20 protein-coding genes are annotated in these 15,883 nt (G+C 38.8%); 16 read left to right on the plus strand and 4 right to left on the minus strand.

The annotated features are described in order from the left end of the window. Positions 1-10: 10 nt before the first annotated feature. The 11 genes from HP439_RS04735 to HP439_RS04785 all read left to right on the plus strand — a co-directional run bounded on the left by HP439_RS04735 (position 11) and on the right by HP439_RS04785 (position 9,260). Complete coding sequence (locus HP439_RS04735; RefSeq protein ID WP_172389195.1) at positions 11-565, plus strand: YceD family protein; 555 nt, start codon at positions 11-13, stop codon at positions 563-565. A gap of 13 nt (positions 566-578) precedes the next feature. After that, positions 579-770: a 50S ribosomal protein L32 gene (gene rpmF, locus HP439_RS04740; RefSeq protein WP_086947746.1), complete on the plus strand. Its 192-nt coding sequence runs from the start codon at positions 579-581 to the stop codon at positions 768-770. A 106-nt stretch (positions 771-876) separates the two neighbouring features. Then, positions 877-1,815, plus strand: a complete 939-nt coding sequence (plsX, locus tag HP439_RS04745) for a phosphate acyltransferase PlsX (protein WP_172389196.1) — start codon at positions 877-879, stop codon at positions 1,813-1,815. Positions 1,816-1,821: 6 nt separating this feature from the next. Further along, the gene (locus tag HP439_RS04750; RefSeq protein ID WP_172389197.1) at positions 1,822-2,820 is read left to right on the plus strand and encodes a beta-ketoacyl-ACP synthase III; all 999 of its coding nucleotides are present in this window, start codon (positions 1,822-1,824) and stop codon (positions 2,818-2,820) included. A gap of 58 nt (positions 2,821-2,878) precedes the next feature. Then, positions 2,879-3,364, plus strand: coding sequence for an acetyl-CoA carboxylase biotin carboxyl carrier protein (accB, locus tag HP439_RS04755; RefSeq protein ID WP_172389198.1), 486 nt, complete (start codon positions 2,879-2,881; stop codon positions 3,362-3,364). A 105-nt stretch (positions 3,365-3,469) separates the two neighbouring features. Beyond that, complete coding sequence (accC, locus tag HP439_RS04760; RefSeq protein ID WP_172389199.1) at positions 3,470-4,828, plus strand: acetyl-CoA carboxylase biotin carboxylase subunit; 1,359 nt, start codon at positions 3,470-3,472, stop codon at positions 4,826-4,828. An 84-nt stretch (positions 4,829-4,912) separates the two neighbouring features. Further along, positions 4,913-5,782 (plus strand): twin-arginine translocase subunit TatC, encoded by an 870-nt coding sequence (gene tatC, locus HP439_RS04765; RefSeq protein ID WP_172389200.1) that lies wholly within the window; start codon positions 4,913-4,915, stop codon positions 5,780-5,782. Between the two features lie 12 nt (positions 5,783-5,794). Then, positions 5,795-6,232, plus strand: coding sequence for a ribose 5-phosphate isomerase B (rpiB, locus tag HP439_RS04770; protein ID WP_172389201.1), 438 nt, complete (start codon positions 5,795-5,797; stop codon positions 6,230-6,232). 10 nt (positions 6,233-6,242) lie between these two features. After that, complete coding sequence (locus HP439_RS04775; protein ID WP_172389202.1) at positions 6,243-7,808, plus strand: M28 family peptidase; 1,566 nt, start codon at positions 6,243-6,245, stop codon at positions 7,806-7,808. Between the two features lie 260 nt (positions 7,809-8,068). Continuing rightward, a complete protein-coding gene (locus tag HP439_RS04780) occupies positions 8,069-8,968 on the plus strand; it encodes a DnaJ C-terminal domain-containing protein (RefSeq protein ID WP_172389203.1) in 900 nt (299 codons plus the stop codon). A gap of 4 nt (positions 8,969-8,972) precedes the next feature. Continuing rightward, a complete protein-coding gene (locus HP439_RS04785; RefSeq protein ID WP_172389204.1) occupies positions 8,973-9,260 on the plus strand; it encodes a chaperone modulator CbpM in 288 nt (95 codons plus the stop codon). Position 9,261: 1 nt separating this feature from the next. Here HP439_RS04785 and arfB read toward each other — a convergent pair whose 3' ends face one another. Then, positions 9,262-9,675 carry an alternative ribosome rescue aminoacyl-tRNA hydrolase ArfB gene (gene arfB / locus HP439_RS04790; protein WP_172389205.1) on the minus strand — a complete coding sequence of 138 codons (414 nt, stop codon included), beginning with the start codon at positions 9,673-9,675 and terminating at the stop codon, positions 9,262-9,264. A gap of 55 nt (positions 9,676-9,730) precedes the next feature. Here arfB and HP439_RS04795 point away from each other — a divergent pair, with 55 nt between their 5' ends. From HP439_RS04795 to HP439_RS04815, 5 genes are all read left to right on the plus strand, one after another. Beyond that, positions 9,731-9,883, plus strand: coding sequence for a hypothetical protein (locus HP439_RS04795; RefSeq protein WP_172389206.1), 153 nt, complete (start codon positions 9,731-9,733; stop codon positions 9,881-9,883). A 5-nt stretch (positions 9,884-9,888) separates the two neighbouring features. Further along, entirely contained in the window at positions 9,889-11,025 is a 1,137-nt protein-coding gene (gene bshA / locus HP439_RS04800) for an N-acetyl-alpha-D-glucosaminyl L-malate synthase BshA (RefSeq protein WP_172389207.1), read from the plus strand. Positions 11,026-11,091: 66 nt separating this feature from the next. Continuing rightward, positions 11,092-11,796: a UMP kinase gene (gene pyrH / locus HP439_RS04805; RefSeq protein ID WP_172389208.1), complete on the plus strand. Its 705-nt coding sequence runs from the start codon at positions 11,092-11,094 to the stop codon at positions 11,794-11,796. Between the two features lie 26 nt (positions 11,797-11,822). Then, positions 11,823-12,386: a ribosome recycling factor gene (gene frr / locus HP439_RS04810; protein ID WP_172389209.1), complete on the plus strand. Its 564-nt coding sequence runs from the start codon at positions 11,823-11,825 to the stop codon at positions 12,384-12,386. 106 nt (positions 12,387-12,492) lie between these two features. Continuing rightward, positions 12,493-13,464, plus strand: a complete 972-nt coding sequence (locus HP439_RS04815; RefSeq protein ID WP_172389210.1) for a sugar phosphate isomerase/epimerase family protein — start codon at positions 12,493-12,495, stop codon at positions 13,462-13,464. A 94-nt stretch (positions 13,465-13,558) separates the two neighbouring features. Here the strand turns inward: HP439_RS04815 and purE are convergent, their stop codons facing one another. From purE to HP439_RS04830, 3 genes are read right to left on the minus strand one after another with little or no spacing between them, the layout of a single operon-like run. Further along, on the minus strand, positions 13,559-14,068 hold the full coding sequence (purE, locus tag HP439_RS04820) for a 5-(carboxyamino)imidazole ribonucleotide mutase (protein ID WP_172389211.1): 510 nt from the start codon (positions 14,066-14,068) through the stop codon (positions 13,559-13,561). Further along, a complete protein-coding gene (locus HP439_RS04825) occupies positions 14,065-15,207 on the minus strand; it encodes a 5-(carboxyamino)imidazole ribonucleotide synthase (RefSeq protein ID WP_172389212.1) in 1,143 nt (380 codons plus the stop codon). The genes purE and HP439_RS04825 overlap by 4 nt, the downstream gene beginning before the upstream one ends. A 17-nt stretch (positions 15,208-15,224) precedes the next feature. Beyond that, positions 15,225-15,731, minus strand: coding sequence for an NADH-quinone oxidoreductase subunit B (locus tag HP439_RS04830; protein ID WP_172389213.1), 507 nt, complete (start codon positions 15,729-15,731; stop codon positions 15,225-15,227). Between the last annotated feature and the right edge of the window lie 152 nt (positions 15,732-15,883).

Raw genomic sequence — 15,883 nt, forward strand, 5'->3', positions numbered from 1 at the left:
GCAGGCTCAAATGCAGATTTTAAAATATCTAAAGCAATATAGAATTCCATTTTCAGGCCTTGTGTCTGGGAAACACAAATTTGAATTTGACATTAATGATAAGTTCTTTGACTGCTTCGAACATTCCCTAGTAAAAAAGGGAAAACTAAAAGCTGACGTAGAGTTACAAAAACAAGAAAACATGCTTATCGTAATCTTTGAGATTATCGGTACAATACGGTTAACTTGTGATATCTGTCTTACGGAATTTGACTCACCTCTTCATTTTAAAGAGAGGGTATTAGTCAAATTTACAGAGGACGATTGGGAAAGCGAGACAGAAGAAGTTATCACTTTATCAAAAACGGATTACGAATTCGACATAGCAACGCTATTATATGAGTACATTAACGTTCGTGTACCTTATTACAGCAAATGTTCTGAGCAAGGGATTAATATAACATGTGATCCAGAAATGCTTGCTAAAATAAACACTGAGGCTCCGTCAGAAGTTGGAAGTGAGAACAATGAAGAAAAGAAAATTGACCCACGGTGGGAAATATTAAAGAAAATTAAAAATAACTAAAACAAAATACGAGATGGCACATCCAAAGCGTAAGACTTCGAAATCGAGAAGAGACAAAAGAAGAACACATTATAAGGCAGAAAAACCTACATTAACCGTTTGTACAGAAACTGGAGCAGTTCACACTCCTCACCGTGCATACTCAGTAGATGGTAATTTATATTACAACGGAAAGTTGATTATTGAAAACACAGCTGCTGTCTAACGACATCATTCTAAGAAATTAAACATCCCAAATAGGTATAAAAGTCAATTTTTATACTTTAATTTGGGATGTTTTTGCGTATTATTGATTATAAAAATAATAACGAATGAAGATTGGTTTAGACGTTCTTGGAGGTGATTACGCCCCTAACGCTACGATAACTGGAGCAATAGAAGCCCAGAAAATACTAAACGACGATCAAAGAATCGTCCTAATCGGCGATCAAAAAGATACGGCCGAGAGATTGAAACAAGAGGGAGCTGATCTTGATAAATTTGACTTTATACATGCCCCAGAAGTAATTAGCATGCATGATCACCCGACAAAAGCGATCGCGCAAAAGCCAAATTCAAGTATTGCCGTTGGATTCGATTTACTTAAGAATGGAGAGATTGATTCATTTGCCTCTGCAGGAAATACCGGAGCGATGTTGGTCGGTTCAGTATTTAGTGTAAAGACTATACCCGGTATATTACGTCCAGCGATTGCTACAAACGTTCCCAAACTAAAAAGTGGTTTTGGAATACTTTTAGACGTCGGAGCAAATTCAGAGTGCAAACCTGAAATGTTAAACCAATTTGCTATTTTGGGTAGTATTTATGCTGAATACATTTATGGAATCGAAAAACCCAAAATCGGTCTTATAAATATCGGTGAAGAACAAGAAAAAGGAAACAATTTAACAATCTCAACCTATCCCCTCCTAAAAGAAAACACAAAAATTAATTTCGTCGGCAATGTTGAAGGTCGTGATTTATTCACGGACGCTGCGGATGTATTCGTATGCGATGGTTTCACGGGCAACGTAGTTCTAAAACTAGCCGAATCTTTTTACGTAACAACATTGAAAAAAGGGTTCAAGGATGAGTTTTTTGATAGATTCAACTATGAACGCTACGGAGGAACACCAATATTAGGCGTCAACGCGCCTGTTATAATTGGCCACGGCATCTCGACACCAGAAGCTATCAAAAACATGGTTTTACAATCTAAGGACATGATAGAATCAAAATTCATCGATAAAATCAAGTCCGTTTTCAACTAATAACTTATGTCAAAAATACATGCTGCCATTACCGCAGTAAACGGATATGTACCAGATTATATCCTAACAAACCAGGAATTGGAAACTATGGTAGAGACCAATGATGAATGGATTGTAACCCGAACTGGGATAAAAGAAAGGCGGATACTTAAAGGAGAAGGTAAAGCGACTTCTGATTTGGCGGTACCCGCCGTTGAGGGACTCCTAAAAAAACGTGGCATTTCAGCAAACGACATTGAACTGATCATCTTCTGTACAAGTACGCCGGATATGCTATTCCCAGCGACAGCAAATATACTTGCAGACAAGATTGGAGCAAAAAATGCTTGGGGTTATGACTTGCAAGCTGCATGTTCAGGATTTCTGTTTGGCTTAACTACTGCGGCACAATTTATAGAATCGGGAAAACACAAAAAAGTGTTAGTTGTTGGTGCAGATAAGATGTCTTCTGTTGTCAATTACGAAGACCGTAACACATGTATCTTGTTCGGTGATGGATGCGGCTGTGTCCTTTTAGAGCCTGATGAAGAAGGAAATGGATTAATTGATTCTGTGTTAAAAACTGACGGATCTGGCGGTCCCTACCTCAACATTAAGGGTGGAGGTTCTCTTAACCCTGCAAGCCACGACACTGTAGACGCTGGGTTACACTATGCGTACCAAGAAGGCCGTACCGTGTTCAAATTCGCAGTAACAAATATGGCTAACGTAGCGGTTGAAGTAATGGAAAGAAACAATCTAACTTCTGAAGATGTAAACTGGCTAGTCCCTCATCAAGCTAATAAACGTATTATTGACGCGACAGCAGAACGGGCGGGGTTACCCGAAGAAAAAGTAATGGTTAACATCCATAAATACGGAAATACAACAAGCGGAACAATCCCAATCTGTTTGTGGGAATGGGAAGATAAGCTAAAAAAGGGTGATAATCTAATTTTAGCAGCATTCGGAGGAGGATTCACTTGGGGATCCATTTACATAAAGTGGGCATATACAAAATCATAATATTTCCTTAACTTTATCGATTCATCAAAAATAAAAACTAAAATAAAATATACTAGATATGAGTATGGATATTAAACAAATACAAGACCTTATTAAATTCATCGCCAAATCAGGAGTTAATGAGGTGGCTATTGAAGAGAAGGACTTTAAGATTACAATAAAGACGAATCAGGAACCTACCTATGTTACAGCTACTATTCCTAGCCCGGTTAGTCTACCCGCGCAACAATCTGTTGTACAATCTGCCCCAGTTCCTGCAGTAGATGCTTCTACCCCATCAGTGCCTGTTGCAGAGACGTCTAACTTAATAACTATTAAATCGCCTATGATCGGTACATTTTACCGAGCAGCAGGCCCGGAAAAACCAAATTTCGCAAACGTAGGTGATGAGATTTCACCAGGAAAAGTCCTTTGTATAGTAGAAGCAATGAAACTTTTTAACGAAATCGAATCCGACGTATCCGGCAAAATAGTGAAAATATTAGTAAATGATGCACAACCAGTAGAGTTCGATCAACCATTATTTTTAGTCGATCCAAGCTAGATTGGCCATTGTCTCATTCCTTTAGCGTTCGCAATAAAAGCAAAAAAGAATAGACAATTATAATACAAAGCGAGCAATCGTAAAAAGTAACATCATTAATAATCTATGTTTAAAAAAATATTAATAGCAAATAGAGGTGAAATCGCTCTCCGCATTATTCGTACATGTCGTGAAATGGGTATAAAGAGCGTGGCAGTCTATTCAACTGCCGACCGCGATAGCCTCCATGTCAGATTTGCGGACGAAGCAGTGTGTATTGGCCCCCCTGCCAGTAAAGATTCTTATTTGAGTATCCCGAATATAATTTCAGCTGCTGAGCTAACAAATGCTGACGCTATACACCCAGGTTATGGCTTTCTTTCTGAAAATGCGAAATTCTCGGCTATCTGCGCTGATTATGGTATCAAATTCATTGGAGCAACCGCAGACCAAATTGAAAGAATGGGTGACAAAGCCTCTGCTAAAGAAACAATGAAAGCTGCTGGGGTTCCAACCGTACCAGGTTCACAAGGTTTAATACCCGATGTTAAAACTGGCATTAAACTAGCCAAAGAAATTGGCTATCCAGTAATTATCAAAGCTACCGCTGGTGGTGGCGGTCGCGGTATGCGAATTATATGGAAAGATGAAGACTTCGAACACAACTGGGATTCTGCACGTCAAGAATCCGCAGCCGCGTTCGGTAACGATGGTATATACTTGGAAAAATATGTAGAAGAACCTCGTCATATTGAGATTCAAGTAATTGGCGACCAATATGGAAAAGTTTGTCACCTTTCTGAGCGGGATTGTTCTATTCAACGTCGTCATCAAAAGCTAGTTGAAGAAGCTCCTTCTCCATTTATCACTCCCGAGCTTCGAGCTAGTATGGGTGAAGCAGCTATTAAAGGTGCTAAGGCCGTCAACTATGAAGGAGCTGGAACGATCGAATTCTTAGTCGACAAGCACCGTAATTTCTACTTCATGGAGATGAATACTCGTATACAGGTCGAGCATCCAGTAACAGAAGAAGTAATAAATTTTGATTTAATCAAAGAGCAAATTAAAGTTGCAGCGGGCATTCCAATATCTGGTAAAAGCTACGAACCAACCATGCATGCTATTGAATGTCGTATTAACGCAGAAGATCCTTTCAATAATTTCCGTCCTTCTCCGGGTAAAATCACAAATTTTCACTCCCCAGGCGGCCATGGAGTACGTGTAGATACACATGTTTATGCGGGATATACAATTCCGCCAAACTACGATTCAATGATTGCCAAACTAATTTGTGTTGCTCAAACCCGAGAAGAGGCGATAAATACTATGGAGCGTGCGTTAAGCGAATTTGTGATTGAAGGGATAAAAACGACTATCCCATTGCATTTACGTCTAATGAGCGATCCAAACTTTAGAGCAGGGAATTTTACAACGAAATTCATGGAATCATTCGACCTTACTGAATATCCTGAAGAAGAAAATTGAAAAATTTCTTTTACATAGGTATAAAATACCATTCTTAACGATAAGAATGGTATTTTTGTTTCTATCCGGAAATAAAATATTAAAATGTCTAAATCCAACGAACTAATTCAAGCTATAAAAGATAAAGGAAAATCAATCGAGGCGGAGATGTCATTTTTTGACCATCTAGAGGTACTTCGATGGCATATAATCCGGTCTGTAATCGCAATAATTGTATTCGCATTATTGTCTTTCACTTTTTATGATTTTGTTTTCAATCAAGTCATCATGGGTCCAAAAAACCTAGATTTTTGGACATACCGTATGATGTGCAAGGTTGGCGACCTACTAAGTCTCAAAGGCTTTTGCGTAGAACGAATCCCTTTTAACATCATCAACACAGAACTGGCTGGACAGTTTATGCTACAAATTAATTCCTGTTTGCTAATGGCTCTCGCACTGGGATTTCCTTACCTCCTATTTGAGGTTTGGTTGTTCATTAAACCGGCACTTACCGATGTTGAACGCCGCTCAGCCCGTGGGTTCGTATTGTATGCAACACTACTTTTTATCTTGGGAGCATTATTCGGTTATTATGTCGTTGTGCCACTTTCGGTAAACTTCCTAGCCAATGTTTCCTTAAGTGAAGAAATCACGAATCAGATTACTATAGACTCCTATCTTTCAACAATAGCCACATTAACACTGGGATGTGGAATTGTATTCCTGTTACCGATACTTGTGTTCATTCTTTCTAAATTAGGACTAATGACACCGGAATTCATGCGAGCAAGCAGACGGTATGCAACCGTGGTGATCTTGATTATCGCTGCTATTATTACCCCTACAGCAGATCTAATTACGTTATTGACCGTGAGTGCACCGATGTTCCTTCTCTATGAACTTAGCATTATGGTGTCTTCGAATGTAAAAAAACGAAAACTGGAGGCCGAAAAACAATTTTATAATAATTAAACAGAAATAAAAATGGCAAAGAAAATTGCAATAGGAAGCGATCACGCAGGGTTTGAATACAAAACAGCAGTCGTTGACTTTTTGAAGTCAGAAGGGTATATCGTTGAAGACTTCGGTCCTATCAATGCGGACTCCGTGGACTATCCAGATTTTGCGCATCCCGTATCCTCGAGCGTAGAGGAGAAAAAAAATGAATTGGGTGTTTTAATTTGCGGCAGTGCAAACGGTGTAGCCATCACCGCTAATAAACATCAAGGAATTCGCGCGGCGATTGCATGGCAAAACGAAATATCAGCATTAGCGCGCCAACATAACGATGCAAACGTGCTTTGTATCCCAGCTCGATTTATCGACTTAGAGCTAGCAAAAAAAATCATTAAAACTTTTCTAACAACTGAATTTGAAGGTGGCAGGCACGCAACCCGAGTGAATAAAATTTCATGTAATTAAGACTCAGCTTATGATAAAAAACTGGATTAAATCTTTTTTATTAATTCCCGTACTTTACGGGTGTGCTGTAGCTCAGGATCCTCTCCAAATAAAATATGCCGATCTGTTAACTGAAGAATCAGCAAAAACACACCTAACGATCTTAGCGTCGCCGGAATTTGAAGGTCGTGGTACTGGTCAAGAAGGTGGAAAAAAAGCTGCTCATTACATTGCCAGTCATTTCGAATCATTGGGACTTCAACCCACTGTCAATAATGCTTTTTTTCAGCCCTTAAAATTAATTCGCAATTCCTACATCGTCAAAGAATTTTCCATCAACGACAACAAATATAAAAATGGAACTGATTTTTACGTTCAAGGAGATAATCAAAACACAGTCTTCGATGCGCAGGAAATTATATTCATAGGGTACGGCATTCAAGATGAAAAATACAATGACATTTCAAACATTGATATCGAGAATAAGATTGTACTCCTTATCAATGAAGGAGAGCCCGTTGACACTAATGGAAATTCAATTATCACCGGTACACAGAAACCATCAGAATGGGCCACGAGTCGTTTCAAAAGAATCCAGGAATTAGAAAAAAAGAATCCTAAACTAATTTTAGCGACCGCAAGTAATGTTGCTTCTATGATCAGTCGGTTCGGAGACAGAATCACAGCAGGTCGATTCGAACTTGATAAAAGTCCCAACCAATCCCAATCTGTTAGTTTAAATGCTCCTGTCGTACACATTTCAGAGGCGATCGCTGATAAAATACTTTCAAAAAACAATACCTCTATAAATGAGCAAAAAAAAGCGGCTAAAACATTCGTTATAAAACTTCCAGTCCTTGCGGAAATGGGCGTTATCAAAGAAAAATTCTCAGATCCAAATGTATTGGGATTTCTCCCCGGAACTGACTTAAAAGAGGAAATTGTTATTATCTCTGGTCACTATGATCACGATGGAATTTTATCGGACGGCACTATATTTCCTGGTGCAGATGATAACGGTTCAGGAACTACTGCGGTATTAGAACTCGCTAAAGCATTTTCTCAGGCGAAAAAGGACGGGAACGGCCCGCGTCGCAGTATCCTTTTTATAGGCTTCGCCGCTGAGGAAAAGGGACTATTGGGGTCGCAATTTTATTCCGAGAACCCTATATTCCCCTTAAAAAACACAGTAACGTGCCTCAATCTTGATATGATTGGTAGAATTGATGATAAACATCTTGAAGGAAATCACAACTATATCCACCTAATCGGCTCAGATAAATTAAGTTCCGAACTTTATAAAATCAACCGAAAAGCAAATGACGTCTACACTAAGATGGAATTGGATTACATGTACGATGATCCTAAAGATCCTATGCGTATTTACTATCGTTCTGACCAATACAACTTCGCAAAACACGGAATTCCAGTAACATTTTATTTCTCGGGACTACACCCTCATTATCATACACCCGATGATACCGTGGATAAAATCGATTTTCCAATGATGGTCAAAAGGGAGAAACTTGTTTTTCACGCTGCATGGGAAATTGCAAATCGAGATCAACGCTTAATCGTTGACAGCAATAAAGAATAATTCTGGTTAATTTTGGGGACGACAAGTGTTCATCCCTTTAATTAATCTAGCAAGGCTTTTTCCACGCGTGGAAAAAGCCTTGTTCATTTTTACACGACGACCCTGATTCTTAAGTAAAAAGTAAGCTAGTCTCGTAACTCGCCTAAACCATCCCTCGTCACTAAGTTGAAAAAATAATTGGATAGCCCATAATCCAAGAAAGTCTTTCATGTTGAACAATCGATGCAAAAAATTGTTAACAAATTAAACGAACTAAAAATATGGCATTTGTAGATTATTACACCATACTTGGCGTAGACAAAAGCGCAAGCCCAGAGGAGATAAAAAAAGCATACCGCAAACTTGCGCGAAAATATCACCCAGACATTAATCCCAATGATAATGTCGCAAAGCAAAAATTTCAGGAAATAAATGAAGCGAATGAAGTATTAACAGATACAGAAAAACGCAAAAAATATGACCAATTCGGTGAACATTGGAAAAATAGCGATACTTTCCAACAGCAGCGACATCATGCGAATAAACATGGACAATCTCCTTTTGAATCTCCTAATTTCAATTATTCTGGAAGCTATGATGATGAACAATTCTCTGATTTTTTCGAACAAATGTTTGGTAGTAGACGGGGTGGCGGACGTCAAACGAAGTTTCGAGGAAACGACTATAATTCAGAGCTAGAGCTATCGCTTCAAGCAGCGTATACGAGTCATCAGCAAACATTCAACATCAATGGAAAAAACATTCGTATCACCATCCCAGCCGGTATAGAAGACCAACAAACAATCCGTCTTCCAGGCCAGGGCGGGCCGGGGGTCAATGGGGGACCGGCTGGCGATCTTTATATTCAAATTCATATTGTCCCAGATTCTAAGTTCAGTCGAAAGGGGGACGACCTGCATACAGATATACCAATAGATATTTATACGATGCTTTTAGGGGGAGAAATTGTCGTAGATAGCTTTGCAGGCAAGGTAAAAGTGAAAGTTAAACCCGAAACGCAAAATGGGACCGTCGTTCGGCTTAAGGGAAAAGGATTCCCAATCTATAAAAAAACAGGGCAGTTCGGAGATCTATACATTAAACTTCAAGTAAAACTGCCAAATGGGTTGACGGAGGAAGAAAAAAAATTGTTTAAACAGCTTGCCGAAATAAAAAAATAGCGAAATGGAAACAAAGAAAATACGTATATTGGATTTTTGTAAATCACATAAAATAGAAATAACCTTCGTACAACAGTTATCCGACTATGGGCTTATACAACTGGTTAGCGATAGCGGCGAACTGTATTTAAAGGAAGACGAACTACTCCCGTTGGAACAATTTACGTGCTGGTATTATGATTTAGAGCTGAATTTTCAGGGGATAGAGGTCGCGTACAAACTACTTTCTAAAATTAAAGCATTACAACAGGAAGTTCAATCGTTAAAAACGGGTTATACAAAACCAGAATAAATTAATCGAAATCTATGCGATTGCTTCTAGATTGCTTTTTATGAGCGTGCCGCTTTTTCCGATCTAAACGTTCTACAACTACCGACCTGGGAATTTTTGTCGGCTTGCGAGGTTTATGCTGCTTAAGGACTTGCTCTAATAGATTAAAAAACCGGGATACCACAATTCGCTTATTCTTTATTTGGCTCCGGTCATCAGAAGCATCTATCTGTAAAACGCCTTCTTTACTTATACGATTTGATAACTTTTCGTTTATTATCGCTTTCTGTTCAGGAGAAAATGCGGCCGATGCCGAAACATTCCAAAAAAGCGCGACTTTTGATTCTACTTTGTTCACATGTTGGCCACCCGCACCCCCAGATCGGGAAGTTTTAAATTGAAGTTCAGGATAAATTAGATCTTTGTTTAAATTCATAGTACCAAATGTAAGATTATTACCAACAAAATTATTGCAATACAATTATATAAGCATGCTTATATTTACCGAAAATTTCACGGCGTATCCAGAGGGATCTCTAAAAGGCTCGCCGAAGTATACACAGGACTTTATTGATATCAATTCATATTCACAAACCTCCGGAGAGAAAATGAACACTGACATCAATAAAAGACAGCAAAAATAAAAAATATGAAAATTGGAATCGTCTGTTATCCTACATTCGGAGGAAGTGGTGTCGTTGCTACAGAACTTGGAAAAGCTTTAGCTTCAAATGGCCACGAAATACATTTTATAACCTATTCCCAACCGGCCCGATTAGACTTTTTTTCTGAAAATCTTTACTACCACGAGGTCGCAGTTGCACAGTATCCTCTCTTTGATTTTTCACCTTATGAATCCGCGTTAGCGAGTAAATTGGTAGATGTCGTAAAATTTGAGAAACTGGATCTATTACATGTTCACTATGCTATCCCACACGCTTCAGTTGCTTATTTAGCGAAACAAATCCTTGCCACGCACGACATTCATATTCCTATAGTAACCACACTACATGGTACAGATATAACACTTGTCGGAAAGGATAAAAGCTTTAGTCCTGTAGTAACCTTTTCAATTAACCAATCCGATGGGGTAACAACAGTATCGGAGAACTTAAAAGAACAAACGCTTGAATTTTTCGACATTCAAAGAGATATTCGTGTGATTCCTAATTTTATCGATTTTTCACGCTTCCATAATAAAAGCAAAGAACATTTCAAAAAAGCCATCGCTCCCGGCAATGAGCGAATAATTACACATACCTCTAACTTCAGAAAAGTAAAAAACACGAAAGATGTAATTAGCATCTTTAAAAAAATAAATGATTCCCTGCCAAGTAAATTATTGATGGTCGGAGATGGCCCCGAACGGAGAGAAACTGAAGAACTCGCGCGGCAGCTCGGCATCAGTCAGGACGTAAGATTCTTAGGAAAACAAGAAGCGATCGAGGAAATTTTATCCGTTTCTGATTTATTTTTAATGCCTTCATCTTCTGAAAGCTTTGGGCTCGCCGCCCTGGAAGCAATGGCTTGTCATGTGCCCGTGATATCAAGCAATGCTGGCGGTCTTCCTGAATTAAATAAACACGGTGTCAGCGGATTTCTAAGTAACATCGGTGATATTGACGAGATGTCAAAAAATGCGCTAGACATATTAGCGGATTCTGATCGGCTTTCTGCTTTTAAAAATGCCGCATACAAACGAGCCAAAGAATTTGATCTCACGCGCATCTTGCCTTTATATGAATCATATTATGAAGAAGTAATACAGACTTCGAAAAAACGTTAAATTATAGTTAATGCGTAGAAAAAAAGTTTTATCTTTGGCTTTTGGAAATGCTCCAAAAAAACAATCATGAAATATAAACGTATCTTACTAAAACTCAGTGGTGAAGCCTTAATGGGCGATCAAAGTTACGGCATCGACATAAATCGTGTGATGCAATACGCAAACGACATTAAAGAAATTCATAGCCAAGGTCTAGAAATAGCTATCGTAATAGGTGGCGGAAACATCTATCGTGGATTAAGTGCTGAAAAGTCTGGAATGGATCGAGTCCAAGCTGATTATATGGGTATGTTAGCCACAGTTATCAACAGCATGGCATTACAAGATGCTATCGAAAAAGTTGGTATTAAAACACGTTTGTTGACCGCAATAAAAATGGAACAAATCTGTGAGCCCTTTATTCGTAGAAGAGCGGTCCGCCACCTTGAAAAAGGAAGAATCGTGATATTTGGCGCAGGAACTGGAAATCCGTATTTTACTACAGACACAGCTGCATCCTTACGCGCTATAGAAATAAATGCGGATGCAGTATTAAAGGGCACACGCGTTGATGGTATTTACACAGCTGATCCAGAAAAGGATCCATCTGCAAAACGCTACGAAACGATATCGTTTCAGGAAGTATATGAGAAAGGGCTAAATGTAATGGACATGACTGCATTTACTTTATGTCAGGAAAACAATTTACCAATAATAGTTTTCGACATGAACAAACCAGGAAATCTTAAAAAATTAGCTAACGGTGACCACGTCGGTACGGTTGTTCGCTAAACAATTGCATAAGAAATATAAATGATATGAATGAATTAATCTCCTTAGAACTAGATGACTGCAAAGAGAAAATGATTAAAGCATTAGCTCATACAGAGTCTGAGTTGACGAAAATCAGAGCAGGGAAAGCAACTCCTTCGATGTTAGATGGCGTCGCAATAGATTACTATGGTAGTATGACTCCCCTTTCTCAAGTGAGCAATATCAATACTACAGATGCAAGAACCATTGTTATCCAACCATGGGAAAAAAATACCTTGGGTGCTATTGAAAAAGCTATAATTGATTCAAACCTGGGCTTGAACCCTCAAAATGACGGGGTAATTATTCGACTAGCAATTCCTCCGCTTACAGAAGAAAGACGTCGAGATCTTGTCAAAAAAGTAAAAGAAGAAACTGAAAAAGGACGTGTTGCGGTTCGTAACATTCGTAAAGATGCCAATGAATCCATCAAAAAATTGAAAAATGATGGTATATCTGAAGATGAGATTAAGAGTGGCGAAGCTGAAGTGCAAAAACAGACAGATGCGTTTATAGCAAAGGTCGATACTTTAGCTGAATTAAAAGAAAAAGACATCATGACCGTATAAGGATTTATGTTAATCAATGAAATGAAAAAAGGATTCTTTGTAGAATCCTTTTTTCATTTCAGATTTTTCCATAACTTACAATGTAAATTACCAATGTAAGCAACACATGCAAAACAGTAGAAGAAATTTCCTAAAGCAAGCGGGATTGGGGTTATCCGCTGCATTCCTAACACCATATTTGAATTCTTGCCAATCCAAATTGGGAAATAGTCCGTTCCACAATCTAGGACTTCAACTATATTCTATCCGCGATCTAGTCAACACCGATCCAATAGAAACGATAAAAACGGTAAGTACGATTGGTTACAAACATGTCGAAACGTTTGGCGTCGAAGCTGAGGCCGGCAAATATTGGGGACTTTCAATCGCGGAGCTGAAGAAGGTCCTAGATGACAATAATTTAAAGACTTATAGTGGCCATTACGACATGTCTAAATATCTCAGCTCGAAAAATACCGAAAGTGAAAATATTGAGAAATATATCGAAATAGCCCATCAATTAGGACAGAAATATGTGATCGCACCGGTAACACCGATGGATGATCTGAATAATCTCAAAGTTGAGGATTATCAATATGCAGCAGACCAGCTCAATAAAGCAGGTGAAATGGCGAAAAAGGCGGGGATAAAAATCGGATACCACAACCATTTTTGGGAATTCAGAAACTTTGCTAACGGTACAAAAGGATTAGACATATTAGTTGCATTTACTGAACCTGAACTGGTCGACTTTGAACTTGATATTTATTGGATTCAAAAGGCTGGATTAAGTGCGCAATCTTACTTTGAAAAATACCCAGGACGCTTCAAATTATGGCACTTGAAAGATATGGACAAGAAATTCACTACTCCAATCATAGGCGAACCCTATGATACATCTGGTTTTGATAGCATCATGACCCAAATACGCTACACTGAAGTAGGGAGTGGAGCAATAGATTATATCAATATTGCGAATTACGCTGAAAAGTCTGGGCTAGAATATGCCTTCGTAGAGCAAGATGACATTTATATTCCAAATAAATTTGAAAGTATCAAGAAAAGTTTCGATTACGTACAAAAATATATAGCAAAATAAATAAAGAGCGATCAGTTGCTATGCACCAGAAAGTGTCTAAACTTTTGGGGGCACTCTACAATAGGTCGCTCTTTATTTTAGAAATCAATTTCGTCTAAAACTCCATTTTCTCAACTTCATCTGCATTCTTCTCAACAGTGATTCGAAGTTCCTCTTTGAAATCTAAAATCCTTCTCATCAATGATTCATCTGATAAAGCTAAAATCTGCGCCGCCAATATTCCAGCATTCTTTGCTGCGTTAAGAGCTACCGTTGCAACAGGAATCCCATTAGGCATTTGTAGTATCGAAAGTAATGAATCCCAGCCATCAATAGAATTGGAAGACTTCACGGGTACTCCGATTACCGGAAGCGGCGTTATAGATGCCACCATACCGGGTAAATGCGCCGCACCACCTGCCCCGGCAATAATTACCTTTACACCACGGGTTGCAGCAGATTTTGCGTAGTCAAACATACGCTCAGGTGTCCGATGAGCGGAAACTATAGATACCTCAATTTCCACATCAAACTTTTTAAGTATTTCGATTGCGTCCCGCATCACTGGAAGATCAGACTTACTGCCCATTATGATGCCGACCAAGGCCGTGTTTTTATCTTTCATGCTTTTACTTTAAGTGTTGCTTGCACCCACCGTGCATTTTTTATTGCTTTCTCACGATCATCGTTAATGACGCACACATGTCCCATTTTACGAAACGGTTTTGTATATTTCTTTCCATAAAGATGTACATATACCCCCTCTAGACCTAACACTTCTTCTACACCGTCATATCTTGCCAATCCTTCAAACTCAGGTTCACCTAGCAAATTAATCATGACTGCATTAGTCGTTGTTACAGTTGATCCAAGCGGCAAGTTAAATATAGCACGTAAATGTTGTGCAAATTGTGATGTTAAGTTTGCTTCAATAGTATGATGGCCACTGTTATGCGGCCGAGGGGCAAGTTCATTAACGAGAATACGCCCATCCCTGGTTAAAAACATCTCGACGGCTAATAAACCAACAATTTGCAAATCTGTTGCAATCTTCTTCGCTATGTCCTCTGCTTGGGACTGAATATCTGTTGATAATGTAGAAGGGGCGATTAAAAATTCTACTAAATTTGCGTCTGGGTTAAACTCCATTTCAACTAATGGAAAGGATTCGATATCTCCTCGATCATTCCTAGCGACAATAACTGCAATTTCCTTTTCAAAATCTATTAATTCCTCTATAAGTGAAGACTCTGAAAATGCTTTATCAAGATCACTGGCATCACTGATTCTCCGAACACCCTTTCCGTCGTAACCGTCCCTGCGCAATTTTTGAATGTAGGGGAACTCGATATTTGTATCTTTTAAATTTTCTTTACTAGAGATCAGCTGAAATGCCGCAGTTGGAATATCGTTTTGTTTGAAAAACTGTTTCTGCATCCCTTTATCTTGAATCAAACGTATAACACGTGATTGTGGATAAACTAACACACCTTCATCCTCTAGTTTTTCCAATGCATCAACGTTTACTTTTTCTATCTCAATTGTAATCATATCGAGATCCTTTCCGAAGTTGTAAACGGTATCAAAATCACTAAGTGAACCGCATTCAAAACGATTGCACAATTTACGGCACGGTGCATTTTTATCGGGATCCAATATGTGCACGTTAACATTGTAATTAATAGCTTCTTGGATAACCATACGCCCTAACTGGCCGCCACCAAGAATCCCTAATTGCAATTCACCATAAAAATCTTTTGTCATAATGTTTGTAAAATATATTAAGCTTTTTCTGCAAAAAATTGATCGTGTAACAGACTTTCTGACTCAATCTTTTTTTGCAGTTCTAAAAATGCACCAATTAGCGCTTCTGGACGAGGAGGGCAGCCCTGAACGTAAATATCAACAGGAATTATTTTATCGACCCCTTTTACTACATGATAACCATGTTGCCAATATGGCCCTCCACAGTTGGCGCACGACCCCATTGAAATTACATACTTCGGTTCTGGCATTTGATCATACAACCTCTTTATTCGATCTGCCATTTTGAACGTCACAGTTCCTGCAATAATCATAACATCCGACTGACGTGGTGACGGCCTTGGAAAGACGCCAAGTCGATCAAGATCATAGGTAGCAGCCATTGCTCCCATCATTTCAATCGCACAACACGCTATACCGAAACTGACTGGCCACATCGATGACAAGCGAGCCCAATTTAGTAAATCGTCCATTTTTGCGACAATAACTCCGCCGCTTTGTGTCTGAGGTTGGCCTGTACTCATAAGATTAGGATTTTCCTTTTATTAATTTCGGTTTAAATCCAGGACTAGGTCGCACGTTCACGCCTGAACGAACTTCGACTTCAGATACGATCTTCGTTTCTCGATAGTCACGAATTATATAGTTCTTTCGATTCAACTCGTCATAGGCAGTA

Source organism: Sphingobacterium shayense (assembly GCF_013179575.1).
Lineage (GTDB): Bacteria > Bacteroidota > Bacteroidia > Sphingobacteriales > Sphingobacteriaceae > Sphingobacterium > Sphingobacterium shayense.

Bases quoted from the DNA above. Each gene is read 5' to 3' on its own strand.
- HP439_RS04735 (WP_172389195.1), top strand. From the start codon at position 11: ATGCAGATTTTAAAATATCTAAAGCAATATAGAATTCCATTTTCAGGC.
- rpmF (WP_086947746.1), top strand. From the start codon at position 579: ATGGCACATCCAAAGCGTAAGACTTCGAAATCGAGAAGAGACAAAAGA.
- plsX (WP_172389196.1), top strand. From the start codon at position 877: ATGAAGATTGGTTTAGACGTTCTTGGAGGTGATTACGCCCCTAACGCT.
- HP439_RS04750 (WP_172389197.1), top strand. From the start codon at position 1,822: ATGTCAAAAATACATGCTGCCATTACCGCAGTAAACGGATATGTACCA.
- accB (WP_172389198.1), top strand. From the start codon at position 2,879: ATGAGTATGGATATTAAACAAATACAAGACCTTATTAAATTCATCGCC.
- accC (WP_172389199.1), top strand. From the start codon at position 3,470: ATGTTTAAAAAAATATTAATAGCAAATAGAGGTGAAATCGCTCTCCGC.
- tatC (WP_172389200.1), top strand. From the start codon at position 4,913: ATGTCTAAATCCAACGAACTAATTCAAGCTATAAAAGATAAAGGAAAA.
- rpiB (WP_172389201.1), top strand. From the start codon at position 5,795: ATGGCAAAGAAAATTGCAATAGGAAGCGATCACGCAGGGTTTGAATAC.
- HP439_RS04775 (WP_172389202.1), top strand. From the start codon at position 6,243: ATGATAAAAAACTGGATTAAATCTTTTTTATTAATTCCCGTACTTTAC.
- HP439_RS04780 (WP_172389203.1), top strand. From the start codon at position 8,069: ATGGCATTTGTAGATTATTACACCATACTTGGCGTAGACAAAAGCGCA.
- HP439_RS04785 (WP_172389204.1), top strand. From the start codon at position 8,973: ATGGAAACAAAGAAAATACGTATATTGGATTTTTGTAAATCACATAAA.
- arfB (WP_172389205.1), bottom strand. From the start codon at position 9,675: ATGAATTTAAACAAAGATCTAATTTATCCTGAACTTCAATTTAAAACT.
- HP439_RS04795 (WP_172389206.1), top strand. From the start codon at position 9,731: ATGCTTATATTTACCGAAAATTTCACGGCGTATCCAGAGGGATCTCTA.
- bshA (WP_172389207.1), top strand. From the start codon at position 9,889: ATGAAAATTGGAATCGTCTGTTATCCTACATTCGGAGGAAGTGGTGTC.
- pyrH (WP_172389208.1), top strand. From the start codon at position 11,092: ATGAAATATAAACGTATCTTACTAAAACTCAGTGGTGAAGCCTTAATG.
- frr (WP_172389209.1), top strand. From the start codon at position 11,823: ATGAATGAATTAATCTCCTTAGAACTAGATGACTGCAAAGAGAAAATG.
- HP439_RS04815 (WP_172389210.1), top strand. From the start codon at position 12,493: ATGCAAAACAGTAGAAGAAATTTCCTAAAGCAAGCGGGATTGGGGTTA.
- purE (WP_172389211.1), bottom strand. From the start codon at position 14,068: ATGAAAGATAAAAACACGGCCTTGGTCGGCATCATAATGGGCAGTAAG.
- HP439_RS04825 (WP_172389212.1), bottom strand. From the start codon at position 15,207: ATGACAAAAGATTTTTATGGTGAATTGCAATTAGGGATTCTTGGTGGC.
- HP439_RS04830 (WP_172389213.1), bottom strand. From the start codon at position 15,731: ATGAGTACAGGCCAACCTCAGACACAAAGCGGCGGAGTTATTGTCGCA.